The following is a 16,236-nucleotide window of genomic DNA, read 5'->3' as shown; positions in this document are numbered from 1 at the left end:
ATACGGTGGTTATAAAATAAAAGCATAACAAAGCCTCATTGTTGGCGAGGCGTTGTTAAAAAGTATGGAAGTATGCAAGGTATATTAAACCAAAGGTGCTGTTGGAATAAAGTTGGGTATAAACTTCGGTACAACTCTTTTTTGAGTAGCTTGTTCAAAAGCATAGGCTATGCTTAATAATTTGGGCTCCTCAAAAGCTCCGGCAATAAAAGAAAAACCAACCGGCAGATGCTGCAAAGTACCAACTGGAACAGAAATATGTGGATAACCGGCCATGGCTGCAGGTGGGCAGAAATAAAATCCGGTATCATAATCCCCATTAATTAGGTCTATACAACAGGCGGGGCCAATACTGGTACCGGCAATGGCATCTAAGCGTTCTGTTTTCATCAGGTTATCAATGATTGCTCTTGCAGAAGTTGACTTTGCATGCGCTTCCTGATAAGCGGCATCCTGCAATGTTCCCCTTGCTTCACTTTGTTCTAATAATTCCTGTTTAAAATAGGGCATAACGGTGGCAGCATTTGCATTATTAAATGCAATTAATTCTTTTAAGGAATGAACTTTGCCTTTGGCGCTTGCCAAATAGCGATTTACGCCATCTTTAAATTCGTATTGTAAAACTATATTTTCGGCTTCGCCTAAAGGGTTGGTTAATTTCAGCAATTCAACCTCTACAACGGTAGCGCCTTGTTGCTGTAAGGTTTCAATGGCTGCTTTATACAATGCCACAACACCCTCATGGCCTTTTAAAAAAGATTTTTCAATGCCGATTCTTTTTCCCTTCAATGCAGAAGCATCTAAAAACTGAGTATAATCTGCCGGTACTTTTCCTTTGCTGTTTAAGGTAACTGCATCAGCCTCATCTATTCCTGTCATGGCACTCAGTAAAATTGCAGCATCTTTCACAGTTCTGGCCATTGGGCCTGCGGTATCCTGCGTTGCAGAAATAGGTATAATGCCACTACGGCTCACTAAACCAACAGTGGGTTTAATGCCTACAATACCATTGAAAGAAGAAGGCGCAATGACTGAACCATCTGTTTCAGTTCCCACTGCTACTACACATAAATTAGCAGAAACAGCAGCTCCGGAACCTGCGCTGGAGCCACAAGGTCCTCTGTCTAGCATGTTGGGATTTTTGGTTTGTCCGCCACGGCTGCTCCAGCCACTTGTAGATCGGGTTGAACGCCAGTTGGCCCATTCGCTTAAATTGGTTTTACCTAAAATAACGGCACCCGCCTTTCGTAATTGTGTAATTACAAATGCATCTTTATCGGCAATATTCCCTTCTAATGCCAATGATCCGGCTGTCGTCATCATTTTATCACCGGTATTAATATTGTCTTTAATTAAAACAGGTATACCATGCAAGAGGCCTCTAATCTTACCTGCTTTTCTTTCTTTATCCAATGCTTCTGCAATGGCAAGGGCATCGGGGTTCACCTCAATTACAGCATTGATGGCCGGCCCGGATTGGTCAATGGCTTTTATTCTTTTTAAATACATTTCAGTTAACTGACGTGCAGTTAATTTACCTTCCTGCATGTTTTGTTGAACAGCATCAATAGTTGTTTCCATTAAAGGAAAATCTGCTGCTGTATAATTGTTTATATTTGCAACGGCCGCTTCTGTTGCAATAGCAGTAATGGCCAATCCTGCTAATGAACCATTTTTAATAAAAATCCTTCTATCCATTGTAGTTTGTTTTTGTGCATTTGAATTTAAAAGTAAAGTATTTTATGATTACTGCATGCTATTCATATTAAATGAACGACCTTAGTATTTACTTTTGTTATTTGTGTTGAATAAATTGTGGTAACTAACGTGCAAACAACAAACATATTACAAACTCCTATTGAATATTTAAAAGGCGTGGGGCCTCTCAGAGCCGATTTGCTTAAAAAAGAATTAAGCATTTTTGTGTATGAAGATTTATTAAACCATTTTCCTTACCGACATATTGATAAAACTGTTATTAGTCCTATTTCATCCATTCAGTTCAATACTGAATATATTCAGGTGGCCGGAAAATTAATTGCATTGGAGGTAATTGGTGAAAAACGTGCCAGGCGAATGGTAGGTCAGTTATCAGACCAATCCGGTGCACTGCTTGAACTTACCTGGTTTCAGGGTATTACCTGGATTCAAAAAAATGTGCAAATTGGCGCAACGTATCTTGTATTTGGGAAAGTGAGTTTTTTTAATGGCAAACCCCAACTCGTTCATCCTGAAATAGAGTTGAAACAGCCACAAAATATTACTGCAAAAAATTATTTAGAACCGGTTTATCCGGCAACTGAAAAATTAAAAGCAAGGGGATTAAGTGGTCGGCAGATAGCACACTTAACCCAGCAATTATTTTCCATTCTTCCATCTGGTTGCATATCCGAAAATATACCACCTGAAATTTGTAATCGATTAAAATTAGTGCCTCGTTTTGAAGCCTATCAGGCCATTCATTTTCCTGCCAATCCGGAAGCTTATGAAGCTGCATTGCGCCGTTTAAAATTTGAAGAGCTTTTTATTGCACAGGTACGCTTGCATATAGTAAAACTAAGAAGACAAAACGCCAGCAGGGGAGTTTTGTTTGAAAAAGTTGGCGATTATTTTAATACTTTCTACAACAGGTATTTGCCTTTTCAATTAACCAATGCACAAAAAAGGGTATTGAAAGAAATTAGATCAGATACGGCCAAAGGCCATCAAATGAATCGTTTGTTGCAAGGCGATGTAGGAAGCGGTAAAACCATTGTTGCTTTATTAGCCATGCTATTGGCAGCAGATAATGGTTTTCAAAGTTGTATGATGGCGCCAACTGAAATATTGGCCCAACAGCATTTTGAAGGATTGTGTAATTTATTAAAAGAAATGCCGTTTGAAATTGCACTTTTAACCGGAAGTACTAAAACCGCAGAACGAAAAAGAATTTTAAAAGGGTTGTTGGATGATTCCATCCATTTTATTGTAGGAACCCACGCCATTATTGAAGATATAGTGCAGTTTAAAAATTTAGGTTTGGTGATTATAGATGAACAACATCGGTTTGGTGTAGAACAACGTGCCAAACTTTGGAAAAAAGCTGCCATCCCACCGCATGTGCTGGTAATGACGGCAACACCCATTCCGCGAACCCTTGCAATGACAGCCTATGGAGATTTGGATTATAGTGTAATGGATGAATTACCACCCGGCAGGCAACCCGTTAAAACCGTTCACCGTGTTGAACATGCCCGTGCCAGTGTGATGGATTTTGTAAAATCTGAAATTGAAAAAGGCAGGCAGGCTTATTTTATTTATCCATTAATTGAAGAAAGTGAAAAACTAAGTTATGAAGATTTAATGCAGGGCTTCGAGCAGGTTAAAAGTTTTTTCCCCGAACCCAGGTTCAGCATTAGTATGGTGCATGGCAAACAACCGGTTGAACAGAAAGAATTGAATATGCAACGCTTTGTAAAAGGCGAAACGCAAATTATGGTGAGTACCACTGTTATTGAAGTGGGTGTAAATGTGCCCAATGCTTCTGTAATGGTGATTGAAAGTTCTGAAAAATTTGGTTTATCGCAGTTACACCAATTGCGCGGCAGGGTAGGAAGGGGTAGCGAACAAAGTTTTTGCATCCTTTTAACAGGTAGTAAAATAAGCGCTGAGGCCAAAGAACGTATCAAGATAATGTGTGCCACCAATAATGGATTTGTGATTGCTGAAAAAGATTTGGAATTAAGAGGTCCTGGTGAAATTGAAGGTACCCGACAAAGCGGGGCAGTAAATTTTAAACTAGCCAGTATTGTGAATGATAGACAAATGTTAGAAGTGGCCAGAATGGAGGCAGAACAATTGGTAGAAAAAGATATGGAATTACAATCCCAGGAAAATAGCTGTCTGCGTTTGTTTTTGCAATCATCAAAGGGTAAAACTGGATGGAGTAAAATATCCTGATTAAACATTTATAAATGCAACCTGTTATTTAACAATATGGTAGGGATTTTGTAACTTACTATTGCTTTCTGTTGATGTATTTTTCTGGCAGTAAAACTTATTATGTATGAGTGGGATAAGGTACTTTCTTTTTGCTTTCTGTATAATGGGTTTGCTGCAGCAAAGTAAAGCGCAGTCTAATTTGCAATTTGTTGAGAATAAAGGTCAGTGGAATAATGATATAGCCTACAGAGGAAACCTTACCATCGGAGCTTTTTCCATTCAAAAAGATGGTGGTTTCAGAATGTTACTATATAGTCCTGAAGATTATGCTACTTTATCTCCCCATCAACAATTTTCGAGACCTTCCATTAAATACATTCAACAGGTAAATGCAAATGGACAAACTACTACAGCCATCGCACCCCCTGAAGCCGATGCCGGCAATGGGAAAAAAGTACTCAGATTGCATGTATATCAGGTAAAGTTTTTAAATGCCAATCCCAATCCTGAAATTATTCCTGATAAACCGTTGGCAACTGCCAACAATTATTTAATTGGGAATGACCCCACTAAATGGGGGCAAAATTGTAAAGTTTATCAGGCCATTACCTGCAAAAATATATATCCAAATATTGATGTTCGTTATTACACCACCAACGGCACTTTAAAATATGATATCATTGTAAATCCAGGTGGTAACGTAAATACAATCGCGTTATATTATGATGGAGTAAATGGACTGAAGCAAAAAAACGGTGAACTCATTATTCAAACTTCTGTACAAAATTTAAAAGAGGCTAAACCCTATAGTTATGCTGTTAATTTATCGGGCAAGCAAATAGTGCCTTGTACCTACAACATAAAGGGTAGTATTGTAAAGTTTAATGTTGAAAAAACAGATCCTGCTGCAACACTGGTTATTGATCCACAATTTGTTTTTTCCAGTTTTTCCGGCAGTACTGCTGAAAACTGGGGCTATACTGCCACTTACGATAATTCGGGAAATTTTTATGCCGGCGGTATTGTATTTGCAGGTGATAACCAATCTTTTCCTGTGAGCAATGGCGCATTTCAAACGTCTTTTCAGGGTGGGGTAAGAGAGGGGAAACTTTCTCCTTATGATGTAGCAATTATGAAGTTAGATCCAACCGGCAGAAACAGAGTATATGCCACCTATTTGGGTGGTAATGGCAATGAACAACCCCATAGTTTAATAACTGATAATGCAGGCAATTTAATTATTGCCGGAAGGACCAGTTCTGCCAATTTCCCCTCTACCAATAAAGTTGGAACGGGTGGAGGATTTGATATTTTTATCACAAAGCTAAATGCTACAGGTACCGGCATTGTGGGCTCACTGGTTATCGGTGGTAGTGCCGATGATGGTGTAAATATTCGGGGAAAATATACAGGTACATCCGGTTATCAATCTACCCGCTTAAATTATGGCGATGATGCCAGAAGCGAAGTGATTATTGATGGAGCAGGAAATATTTATTTAGCAGGTTGTACACAGTCAACGGATTTTCCCGTTTCTGCAAATGCTTTCCAAAAAAGCAATGGAGGTGCCAATGGCAGTAGCTTTTTTCAGGACGCAGTAATAATAAAAGCTACTCCGGACTTAAGTTCGGTTTTATTCAGTTCATATTTAGGAGGGAATGATAACGATGCCGCCTTTGTGTTATCCATCAATCCTACCAACAATAACATTTATGTTGCCGGTGGAACTGCCAGTACGAATTTTCCCGGTATTGGTGCAAATGTAAAATTTTCAACATATCAGGGTGGTATTTGCGATGGTTTTGTAGCAGTCATCAGTAATGATGGTTCTAAATTAATCAATAGCAGTTATTTTGGCACGAATGGAGCAGACATGTTATTTGGAGTGCAATTCGATAAGTTGGGCTTTCCCTATATTATGGGAACTACAAATGGCAAATGGCAGGTAGTTAATTCTCCTTTTAATCAAGCACAGGGGCAAACAGATGGTAAACAATTTATTTGCAAATTAAAACCCGACTTATCAGATTTTGTTTATTCAGCAACATTTGGAGCACCCGGCAGTCCGCAGCCCAATATCTCCCCAACAGCTTTTCTGGTGGATCGTTGTGAAAATGTATATGTATCAGGCTGGGGTGGTGGTATTGATATTGATGACGGTTATTTGAATAGTGGGGTTAGAAATATGTCAACTCCCAATTATCTGCAAAACACTACAGATGGTGCCGATTTTTATTTCTTTGTATTAGAAAAAAATGCACAAAGCCAATTGTTTGGCAGCTATTTTGGACAGAATGGTGCATTAGGCGATCATGTGGATGGTGGCACCAGCCGTTTCGATAAAAATGGTATTATTTATCAAACCATCTGTTCTTGTAAACAAGGCCCACCCGCCAATCCTGTTTTAACCGGCAGCCCACCCTATGTATTTTCTACAACTAATAATGGCCCCGATTGCAATATGATGGCACTTAAAATTGCTTTTAATTTAGCAGGCATTTCTTCAGGCCTGCAGGCTGCAGCCAATGGTATTCCCCGCGATACATCGGGTTGTGTGCCTTTAAATGTTGATTTTGCAGATACAGTAGCTCAGGGAAAAACTTATATGTGGGATTTTAATGATGGCTCTACTCAGGTAACAACTACTACTCCAAAAACATCGCATGTATTTCAAAATATTGGTTTTTATAAAGTAATGCTGGTATCTACCGATCCGAATAGTTGTAATGTTAGTGATACATCTTATGTTACCATTCGTGTTCGGAATGATGCGGCTACTTTGGGTTTAAATGCGGCTAAAATTGGTGGTTGCGAATCATTAACTTTTCAATTCAACAATACTTCTACTTCACCTCCCAATAAGCCATTTAACGGCCAATCATTTATTTTAAAATTTGGCGATGGTACCTCTGTTGTAACCGGCACACAACCGCAAACACACACATTTCCATCAGAGGGTATTTATAATGTTAGTTTAATACTGCAAGATACCGGCTACTGTAATCAAAATGATAGCACTGTTTTACAAATTAGAATTGCTGCCAATGTAAAAGCAGCATTTCAAACACCGGCTATTGGTTGTGTTCCTTATACTGCCATATTCAACAATACATCAACTGGTGGAACCAATTTTATTTGGAGTTTTGGAGATGGTAGCAGCTCAACAGCCATTAGTCCTACCCATCAATACAATGATACAGGCAGTTATACCATTACCCTAATTGCAAATGATCCAAATACCTGCAATAAATCAGACACTACCACTCAAATAGTGCAAATGAAAATAAAATCAATTGCTGACTTTAGTGTGGCACCGCAGCCTCCGGTTACTAATACGCCCATTCAATTTACTAATCTGTCGCAGCCTGCTTTGAGTTATAAATGGTTGTTTGGAGATGGAGATTCAACCATTACCACCAGTATAGCCACCCCCGTTAGTCATATATACGATTCAACCAAAAATTATACAGCTTGTCTGCAAACTATCAACAAATCGGGATGTGTTGATGAAAAATGCCTGCCGGTTCAGGCATTAATTGCGCCCTTGTTTGATGTGCCCAAAGCATTTTCGCCAAATGGTGATGGTATTAATGATATTATTTATGTGCAAGGATATGGCATTACCAAAATGAAATGGAATATTTATAACAGATGGGGTAAACTGGTTTATCAGGGTTTCACAAAGTCGGGGGGGTGGGATGGTACATATAACGGCGTAATTCAGCCACAGGATGTGTATCATTATGTATTGTTGATTGAAACATCAGATGGAAAAAAATATACAAAAACGGGCGATATTACCTTATTAAAGTAATGAAATGAGTAGTATAAAAATTGTATATAAAATGTTGTTAATACTGCTAATGTTACATGTATTAGCAGTGCATCAGTTGTATGCTCAGGATTTACACTTTTCCCAATACTTTAATGCGCCATTATTGATAAATCCGGCAAATACCGGTTTTAATCCTGAATCAGATTACAGGTTCGGTATTAATTACAGGGACCAATGGGCCAATATTGGCAACCCTTATAAAACCATGAGCATGTGGGGCGATGCCCAGCTGTTTAACAATCGTTTTGAAAATGGGTGGGTGGGTATAGGCGGTGTGTTGTTAACCGATGCTGCCGGAGATGGCTCACTCACTTCTACCAAAGGGTATGCATCTTTGGCTTACCACCAGGTATTGGGTTATGATGGGTTATTAAGTATAGGTTTTGGTGTAGGTGGTGTAAATAAACGGGTAGATGCCAGTAAACTAACTTTTAATGATCAATGGAATGGTAAATTTTTTGATGTTGCTATCCCATCTAACGAGCCATTTTATTATACATCTGTGTATTATATGGATCTAAATGCTGGGATTAATTATGCCTATTTTGCAACTGATAATATTTATTTAAATCTGGGTGTAAGTATTCAACATTTCAATCGGCCAAAAGAAAGTTTTTTTGCTCCTTCAGTAAGTAACAATACCGTTGATCCGCGTTACAATTTTTTTATGAATGGGAATATTAAAATTCAAAATTTGTGGATACTCAATCCCAATATGTACTTCAGCAAAATGGGTAATGTAACTGAAACGGTAATAGGTATGAATGCCAATAGAAATTTAAGTGGTGATGGAAACAGTCAGTTAATTCTGGGAATGTACTATCGTTTGGGCGATGCTGCTATCCCCATGATTGGGTATCAGGTAAGTAATATAAAAGTTACGTTTAATTATGATGCTACTACATCTTCATTAAGTGGTTATAATGGTTCGCAGGGGGCTTATGAAATTTCTTTGGTTAAAACAGGTATTTATGGAGGGAATGATAATACCAAAAAATTAAAATGCCCAAAGGCTGTTCGTTTTTAGTAGCATTAAAAAAGGGTTTGAATACCATGTACAATTTTGAATTCATGCTGTAACAACCATTTTTTTCTCCACAAACCACCCGAATAACCCGTTAAATTTTTGTCGCTGCCAATTACTCTGTGGCATGGAACAATAATTGCAATTTTATTTCTCCCATTGGTAGTTGCTGCTGCCCGTATGCATTTCGGATCACCCATTCTTTTTGCCAAATCCATATAGCTGATGGTTTTACCAAATGGGATGGCCAAAAGTTCATTCCACACTTTTTCCTGAAAGGGAGTACCTTCCTGGTAAACCGGCAAATCAAAAATTTTTCTTCTTCCCTGAAAAAATTCAATTAATTCTTCCGTGCATTGATGCAATAAATCACTGATGCCCGGAATGCCATGTGCAATTTGCTGGCTATTATCAATAAAACTTAATTCGGTAATGTATTGTTCTGTGCCCCCTATTTTTATTAAGCCTATCGGACTTTCGTAATATGTATAGTAATTTTCATTCATGATGTGTGGTAATCATTGCTAACAATGGATATGTAGTAAAATTACGAAATGAGCTGCTTTCATTTTCACAATTAGAATTTTATTCGTCTTCTATGCTGCTTCAATTGCAAAGTGGTATTGGATTAGGTAGGTGAAATTTTAAATCCTTATTTTAAAAAATAGAAAATGAATCATTTTGGAATATACAAACTATTTTATATAATAAAAATGATTTAATCATCTAATAAGGCTGCTAATGCCAATAATTCATCTTGTTTGTATTGGTTAGAAGGAAGGGTAAAGCATTTGGCAACTTCCTGCAATAAAATTTGAATAATACGTTGGTTCGGCATTGGTTTAAAGTAGGAAGCAACCGGTGGTACTGAAATTTTTTTGAAATAAGTTTCAATATCTGCATGTGAATAGGCTTGCCCGCTAATACTGTCTACATAAAAATGAATTTTTTCCTGTGGGTGGCCTTTATAGGTGGTTGCGTCATAATCTGAATGAAAATAAGCAATGACCATTTGCCTTGGAATATTAATAATTCGGGCATTAATTTCTAAAAGGTTACACAATACCTGATAAATAATACTGTTGGTAATGGTATTGCCTTTTTTGGTTTCTATTACTTTATGCAGAAAAAAATCATCGGGGTGGTTATAGCTAATTTCTATGCCCTTTAAATTATAATAGTTATAAATAATGCTCGATAATACATTGGCTTGTTCCAGCGGGGTTAAATAACTATTCAGTTCCAGCCATACATTTCTTCTTATTTTTTCTATATCCTGTAATACCGGAGTTGTGTGTAAATCGGGATATTGAAATTTTGCCACTAATAATGCACCCAATAATATATCGTGATAAGGATTTTTATTCCATTCAATAAAATCGTTTGTTAAGTCTTTGTAATGCAATTGGTGAATCAGCATTTCAATTTTCTCCTGCACTTCCGTATTGGGAGTATTCTCCCACAGATTTTCCAAATTGGGAATAATACCTTTTCCAAAAGAAACAATTCTTTCAGCAATGGTATGATATACTTCTTCGTCCGGGTCGTCTATCAGCGAAAACAAAGCATTTATTTCTTTCGTTTGTTGCATATAGGCTATCGTAGTAGTTGTTTGAATGGCAGTATGTTTTAATTACAATACCAAACTAAGCTCTTTTTTTGTTTTTTTAAGCAGAAGTTATTCTATTGTTGTGGAAATATTTTTTATACACGAATACAATGTTTTTGATTTTGTGGCGTTCATTGCGTTTTAACGTATTGGATAGCGTTAATTCATGTACCTTGCAGTTTGTTTTTTACTTTATAAATTGAATAGAATGATTCCTAAATTTCCTGCTGTTAAAGATTCGTTGCATGCTGAGCTAAGGCGCAGAGTAAATGCATATTTTGAAACAAACGGTATTGAAGCTACTGGCAACGCAGCTTTATTTACAAAAGCTATTTTATTAATGTTGTTTTTTGGCTTTTTATATGTGCATCTTATTTTTTTTACCCCCAACTGGTATTTTGCTATTCCTGAGTTAATCATAATGGGGGGTGTAGTTGCTGCCATTGGTTTTAATATTATGCACGATGGCAGTCATGGCAGCTTTAGCCGCAGTAAATGGCTGAATCACTTAGCTGCACGTTCAGTGAATTTGGTAGGAGCCAATCACTTTATGTGGAATGTAAAACACAATATGATTCACCATAGTTTTACCAATATTGATGGGATAGATGATGATATAGAAGTTGGCTTTTTAATGCGAATGGCACCAACACAAAAAAAATACTGGGTACACCGTTTTCAGCATATTTACTTTATTGTACTATATATGCTATTGTATGTTTTCTGGATATTTTTTGCAGATTATAAAAAATATTTTTCCGGTAAAATTGGCAATATTGCCCTGAAAAAAATGGAGATATGCGATCATCTTGGATTTTGGTTTATCAAAGCATTCCATTTTATGGCATTTGTAGTTATCCCGATTTATTTTGTTGGTTGGATAGACTGGATGGCAGGTTTCTTTACTATGGCTTGTGTAACAGGGTTTATTTTAAGCATTGTATTTCAGTTGGCACATACTGTTGAAGGTACCGATTTTCCTGAAGCTGATCCGGTAAGCAGTAAATTACCCGATGAATTTGCTTTGCATCAAATAAAAACAACCGCCAATTTTGCCACCCATAATAAATTAGTAAGTTGGTTGGTGGGTGGATTAAATTTTCAGATAGAACATCATTTATTCCCTAAAATTTCGCATGTGCATTATCCGGCTATCAGTAAAATCGTTAGAACAGTATGTAAGGAATATCAGTTGCAGTATATTGAATATCCTACTGTACGGGGTGCTGTTGCTGCGCATGTTCGTTTTTTGAGAAAAATGGGCAGGTACTATTAAAGTATTTCAGAAAAATTAACATGTAAAAAAACAGACTGTGATGCTTCCGGTTTTTTTATTGTATTTATTTTCTTGTTTTTGTTGTTGCCGATTTTTTTGCAGCAGCCTTTGTTTTTTTTGCAAAAGCATTCGGAACTTGTTCTGCAATCATGGCTTTTACAGTGTCTATAGTAATCGTTTCTAATTCTGCTGGTTCATATTTTGTGCCATCGGGTTTTTTGCCCAGCTTCAGCATTTTCTTTTGAAAGCGAATAAATGGTCCCCAACGACCATTTTCAATTGAAATTTTTTCTTGTGGCCATTGTTGTATAAAGCGATTGGCTTCTTTTTCCATCTTCGCCTCAATTAATTCTTCAATATCCTGTTTGCTCAATGTATCAAAATTGTATTTTTTGGGTACATTAATATACATATCATTCCACTTTATAAAGGGACCGAACCTTCCTTTTCCTTTAGTAACCGGCAAATCTTTGTAAGTAGCAATGGGTGCATCTGCCTGGTTTTTTTGTGTGATGAATGTGATGGCTTTATCTAATTCAATTTCAGTTAAATCTACGCCTTTAGGCAATGAAATAAATTGATCGCCCCATTTAACATAGGGACCAAACCGGCCTATATTCACACTCACTTCCTGATTTTCATATTCACCTAAAATGCGGGGTAATTTAAATAGTTCAAGTGCTTCTTCCAATGAAATGGTTTCAATACTTTGATTGGGGTTTAGTTTAGCAAAACGCGGCTTTTCTTCTTCTTCGGCAGTGCCTATTTGCACCATAGCACCATAACGACCCATTCGGGCAATCACTTTTTTCCCGGTACCCGGATCTATGCCTAATTCGCGTTCACCTTTAGCCCGTTCTGCATTTTCTAAAGTATGTTCAATATCTACATGAAATGGCTGATAAAAATTATCAATCATTTTATTCCATTGAATTTTACCTTCAGCAATTTCATCAAAGTTTTCTTCAATTTTAGCTGTGAAGCCATAATCCATAATTTTTTGAAAATGCTGTTTTAAAAAATCAGTAACCAGTATACCCAAATCAGTTGGGAACAATTTCCCTTTTTCGGCACCGGTAATTTCAGTTATAATATTTTTTTCAATGTTGTTTTCGGGTGTAAGTTTTAGTAAGGTAATTTGCCGGGGTACACCCTCTTTGTCTCTTTTTTCTACATAGTTTCTTTTAACAATGGTGGTAATGGTAGGCGCATAAGTGGATGGCCTTCCAATTCCCAGCTCTTCTAATTTTTTTACAAGTGATGCTTCCGTATATCTTGCCGGAGGGCGGCTGTATTTTTCTGTTGCCATCATTTCTTTGAATTCTAATTTTTGGCCTTCTGATAATGGTGGTAACATTTTTTCTGTATCTTCTTCATCTTCATCATCCCGTCCTTCAAAATATACTTTTAAAAAACCATCAAATTTCAACGTTTCTCCAGTGGCTGTTAACGTTTCCGCATTGGTAGAAATGCCTATTTGAGCTATGGTTTTTTCAAATGCGGCATCACTCATCTGCGAAGCAATGGTTCGCTTCCAGATGAGTTCATATAATTTTTTGGTATCAGCTTCATCTATGGTATGTCTGCTCATGTAGGTTGGCCGAATGGCTTCATGGGCTTCCTGCGCACTTTCGTTTTTGTTTTTGAATTTACGAGGCTGGTGGTACTGACTGCCGTAATACTCGTTAATTTCTTTTTTAATATCAGTTAATGCAGTATCAGAAAGCTGAATACTATCGGTACGCATGTAAGTAATGTAACCGCTTTCGTATAATTTTTGTGCCAGTAACATTGTTTTGCTAACTCCATATCCTAATTTTCTGGAGGCCTCCTGCTGTAGTGTAGAGGTTGTAAAAGGTGCGGCCGGTGTACGTTTAGCAGGCTTTACTTCAACCTGCTTAACAGTATAATTAGCGCCAATACATTGCTGTAGAAACTGGTTGGCTGCTTCGTTGGTAGCAATTTTTGAAGGGCCCTCGGCTTTAAAAATTACGAGTTTTTGGTTTATATCAGGTGCCGTAAATGCTGCTTCTATTTTAAAGCTTTTTTCCGGAATAAACTGGTTAATCTCTCTTTCTCTTTCTACAATTAACCGAACTGCTACGCTTTGCACACGGCCTGCACTCAGGCTGCGTTGCATGCCAATTTTTCTCCATAAAACCGGACTTAATTCAAAACCCACCAATCGGTCTAATACCCTTCTGGCCTGTTGTGCATTCACCAGATTCATATTTATGAGTCTTGGATTTTCAACAGCTTTTTTTATGGCAGGTGCGGTTATTTCATGAAATACAATTCTTTTGGTTTTATTCGGGTCTAACCCCAGTACTTCAGCCAAATGCCAGCTAATACTTTCTCCTTCACGGTCCTCATCCGATGCTAACCAGACTTCTGCTGCTTTGGCGGCCAATTGTTTTAAATCTTTAACTACTTTCTGTTTTTCATCCGGAACAATATAGCGTGGCTCAAAGTTTTTATTAACATCAATGCCCATATCATCTTTTTCCAGGTCTCTGATATGGCCATAACAACTTTTCACCTCAAAATCATTCCCTAAGATTTTGCCTATGGTTTTTGCCTTTGCGGGTGATTCGACGATTAATAAATTCTTTGCCATTCTAATTTTTAATATATGGTGAACAATACGAACGAATCTATGGATGAATCGTTAAATAATGGTTTTTTTGCCATTTTTTCAATAAAGTACATGCAATATTAGTTGAAAGCTTTAAATCACAAAAACGATTATTCATTATTGCTAAATGAAATAATGGCATTTTTAACAGATTTGCTTCTATAAATATTGCTGTGCCCGAGGCTTTTTGTGCAATAAAATGAAATATGCGGATATTGCTTTTCCTGTACGGGAAGTACATTTTTAAAAGGACAAATAATATCTGATTCATCATGAATCCATAAAACAGGCGCATGAATATGTGCAATAGCCCTGCTAACAGAAAAATAATGAATACTATGGTTTGATATTGTTTTGATGTGTTGAACAAAGGCAGATTTTATATTTGCGTTTAAACGCAGGAGCTTTGAAAAAGCGTGAATGGCAGTAAATGTTTCAGTTGCAGGCGCAATTAAAATTAACTTTGAAGTGTCCTGTAATTTTTCAGCAGCTAACGTAATGGCCATTCCGCCTAACGAATGCCCGACATTTACTTCAAATGGGCCAAATTTTTTCTTGATGGCTACAATGGCATTTCTATATTCTAATACATTGGTAGTGTTACCATCGCTTAATTCGTGTGCAGGTGCATCAAAGGCAATAACCGTAAACCCCTGCTGCAGAAAGGGCTGAATAAAATGTGCAAAGCGGTAACTGCAACTATCAAAGCCATGTGCAATCAATATTTTTTTTCCATTATTTTTTTCTGGTTCAGGTTGCCATAGCCATCCCCTTAATACTTTACCTTCAAAGGGCAGCGTTAGTGGGGTAGCAAAAGAAAATTCGGCCGGTGGTATTCTTTTGGGTTTTCCCGAATAGGGAGTTGAAAATACCTTAAATGCTTTTAGGGCGGCTGCTCTGGCACTGAAAACTGCAATCAATTTTATCAGTACAATATAATAAATTGCCTTTAGTTTGGTTTTTGTTTTCTTGTTCATCCTAAAACAAATATATGGATATTGTTATTCTTGGTGCTGGTAATGTAGCTACTATATTCGGTAAATTACTATTTCAAAAAAAACACAAAATTCTGCAAATTGTTAGCAAAACGCCGGCACATGCAGCAACATTGGCCATGCAATTACAGGCAACATTTACAACAAATATTAAAGATGTTGATACCCGGGCCGATTTATATTTATTTGCATTACCCGATAATTTGATTCAGGAAACAGCAGCCCATCCGGTATTTAAGAACAAATTTTTAGTGCATACATCGGGCAGTATTCCTGCTGCAGTATTCAAAAATTTTACTGAAAGTTTTGGTGTACTATGGCCAATACAAAGCCTGAATGCACATGTTGAAAAATTGCCTGAATTTCCGTTGGCCATTACAATAGGTAACCAGTCTGTTTTATCAGATTTAATGAAATTGTGTAATGATTTAACTGATGCACAAATTGTTGTATTGAATGATGAAGAAAAGAGGCAATTGCATCTTGCGGCTGTATTTGCTTCCAATTTTTCTAACTATCTATATCAAATGGCATTTGCATATTGTAGGGAACAAAACATTCCTTTTTCCCTATTAATTCCTTTGATACATGAAACTGCTGTAAGAATTCATGATTCTATTGAACCTTTTGCAATGCAAACGGGTCCGGCCATTCGAAACGATTCTGTTACTATTCAAAAGCAGCAGGCTTTATTGGTGCAAAAACCTCAATATGCAAAATTGTATGATTTGTTTACCGAATGTATTCGTGACGAACTTTTAAAAAATAAATCCCTCAACGGATAACCGTGAGGGACTTTTTGGCAAGCAATTGAACGTAAACGTACACACAATATAATTTTTTTTGTATAAACCAAATTATTTTTTTGTACAACCATGTGGACAATTGTTCTTTGCAGTATCGTTACAAACCCATTGTTTTTAATTGTATGATCCTAATTA

General features: G+C 37.1%; 10 protein-coding genes. 5 read left to right on the top strand and 5 right to left on the bottom strand.

The window, feature by feature from the left end; all coding sequences use genetic code 11:
- Positions 1–84: 84 nt before the first annotated feature.
- Complete coding sequence (locus EO766_RS03740) at positions 85–1,698, bottom strand: amidase (RefSeq protein WP_074417741.1); 1,614 nt, start codon at positions 1,696–1,698, stop codon at positions 85–87.
- A gap of 129 nt (positions 1,699–1,827) precedes the next feature.
- Between EO766_RS03740 and recG the strand changes: the two genes are divergently transcribed.
- The 3 genes from recG to EO766_RS03725 all read left to right on the top strand — a co-directional run bounded on the left by recG (position 1,828) and on the right by EO766_RS03725 (position 8,783).
- On the top strand, positions 1,828–3,939 hold the full coding sequence (gene recG / locus EO766_RS03735; RefSeq protein ID WP_074417742.1) for an ATP-dependent DNA helicase RecG: 2,112 nt from the start codon (positions 1,828–1,830) through the stop codon (positions 3,937–3,939).
- Between the two features lie 106 nt (positions 3,940–4,045).
- Positions 4,046–7,735, top strand: a complete 3,690-nt coding sequence (locus EO766_RS03730) for a DUF7948 domain-containing protein (RefSeq protein WP_074421042.1) — start codon at positions 4,046–4,048, stop codon at positions 7,733–7,735.
- A gap of 4 nt (positions 7,736–7,739) precedes the next feature.
- Positions 7,740–8,783, top strand: coding sequence for a PorP/SprF family type IX secretion system membrane protein (locus EO766_RS03725; protein WP_081300457.1), 1,044 nt, complete (start codon positions 7,740–7,742; stop codon positions 8,781–8,783).
- Between the two features lie 5 nt (positions 8,784–8,788).
- On the opposite strand, the gene EO766_RS03720 is transcribed toward EO766_RS03725, so the two are convergent.
- Positions 8,789–9,286 carry a methylated-DNA--[protein]-cysteine S-methyltransferase gene (locus EO766_RS03720; RefSeq protein ID WP_074417744.1) on the bottom strand — a complete coding sequence of 166 codons (498 nt, stop codon included), beginning with the start codon at positions 9,284–9,286 and terminating at the stop codon, positions 8,789–8,791.
- Positions 9,287–9,498: 212 nt separating this feature from the next.
- Positions 9,499–10,371, bottom strand: coding sequence for a transglutaminase family protein (locus EO766_RS03715; RefSeq protein WP_074417745.1), 873 nt, complete (start codon positions 10,369–10,371; stop codon positions 9,499–9,501).
- A gap of 226 nt (positions 10,372–10,597) precedes the next feature.
- On the opposite strand from EO766_RS03715, the gene EO766_RS03710 reads away from it, so the two are divergent.
- A complete protein-coding gene (locus EO766_RS03710; protein WP_074417746.1) occupies positions 10,598–11,665 on the top strand; it encodes a fatty acid desaturase family protein in 1,068 nt (355 codons plus the stop codon).
- 64 nt (positions 11,666–11,729) lie between these two features.
- On the opposite strand, the gene topA is transcribed toward EO766_RS03710, so the two are convergent.
- Positions 11,730–14,282 (bottom strand): type I DNA topoisomerase, encoded by a 2,553-nt coding sequence (gene topA, locus EO766_RS03705; protein ID WP_074421041.1) that lies wholly within the window; start codon positions 14,280–14,282, stop codon positions 11,730–11,732.
- Between the two features lie 128 nt (positions 14,283–14,410).
- Positions 14,411–15,277 carry an alpha/beta hydrolase gene (locus tag EO766_RS03700; protein ID WP_074421040.1) on the bottom strand — a complete coding sequence of 289 codons (867 nt, stop codon included), beginning with the start codon at positions 15,275–15,277 and terminating at the stop codon, positions 14,411–14,413.
- Between the two features lie 14 nt (positions 15,278–15,291).
- On the opposite strand from EO766_RS03700, the gene EO766_RS03695 reads away from it, so the two are divergent.
- Positions 15,292–16,080 (top strand): Rossmann-like and DUF2520 domain-containing protein, encoded by a 789-nt coding sequence (locus tag EO766_RS03695; RefSeq protein WP_074421039.1) that lies wholly within the window; start codon positions 15,292–15,294, stop codon positions 16,078–16,080.
- The last annotated feature ends 156 nt before the right edge of the window (positions 16,081–16,236 follow it).

It is taken from the genome of Hydrotalea sp. AMD (genome assembly GCF_004100315.1).
In the GTDB taxonomy this organism is placed as follows: domain Bacteria; phylum Bacteroidota; class Bacteroidia; order Chitinophagales; family Chitinophagaceae; genus Hydrotalea; species Hydrotalea flava.
Note: the sequence above shows the minus strand (reverse complement) of the source record. Positions and strands in the feature narration are given on the sequence as shown.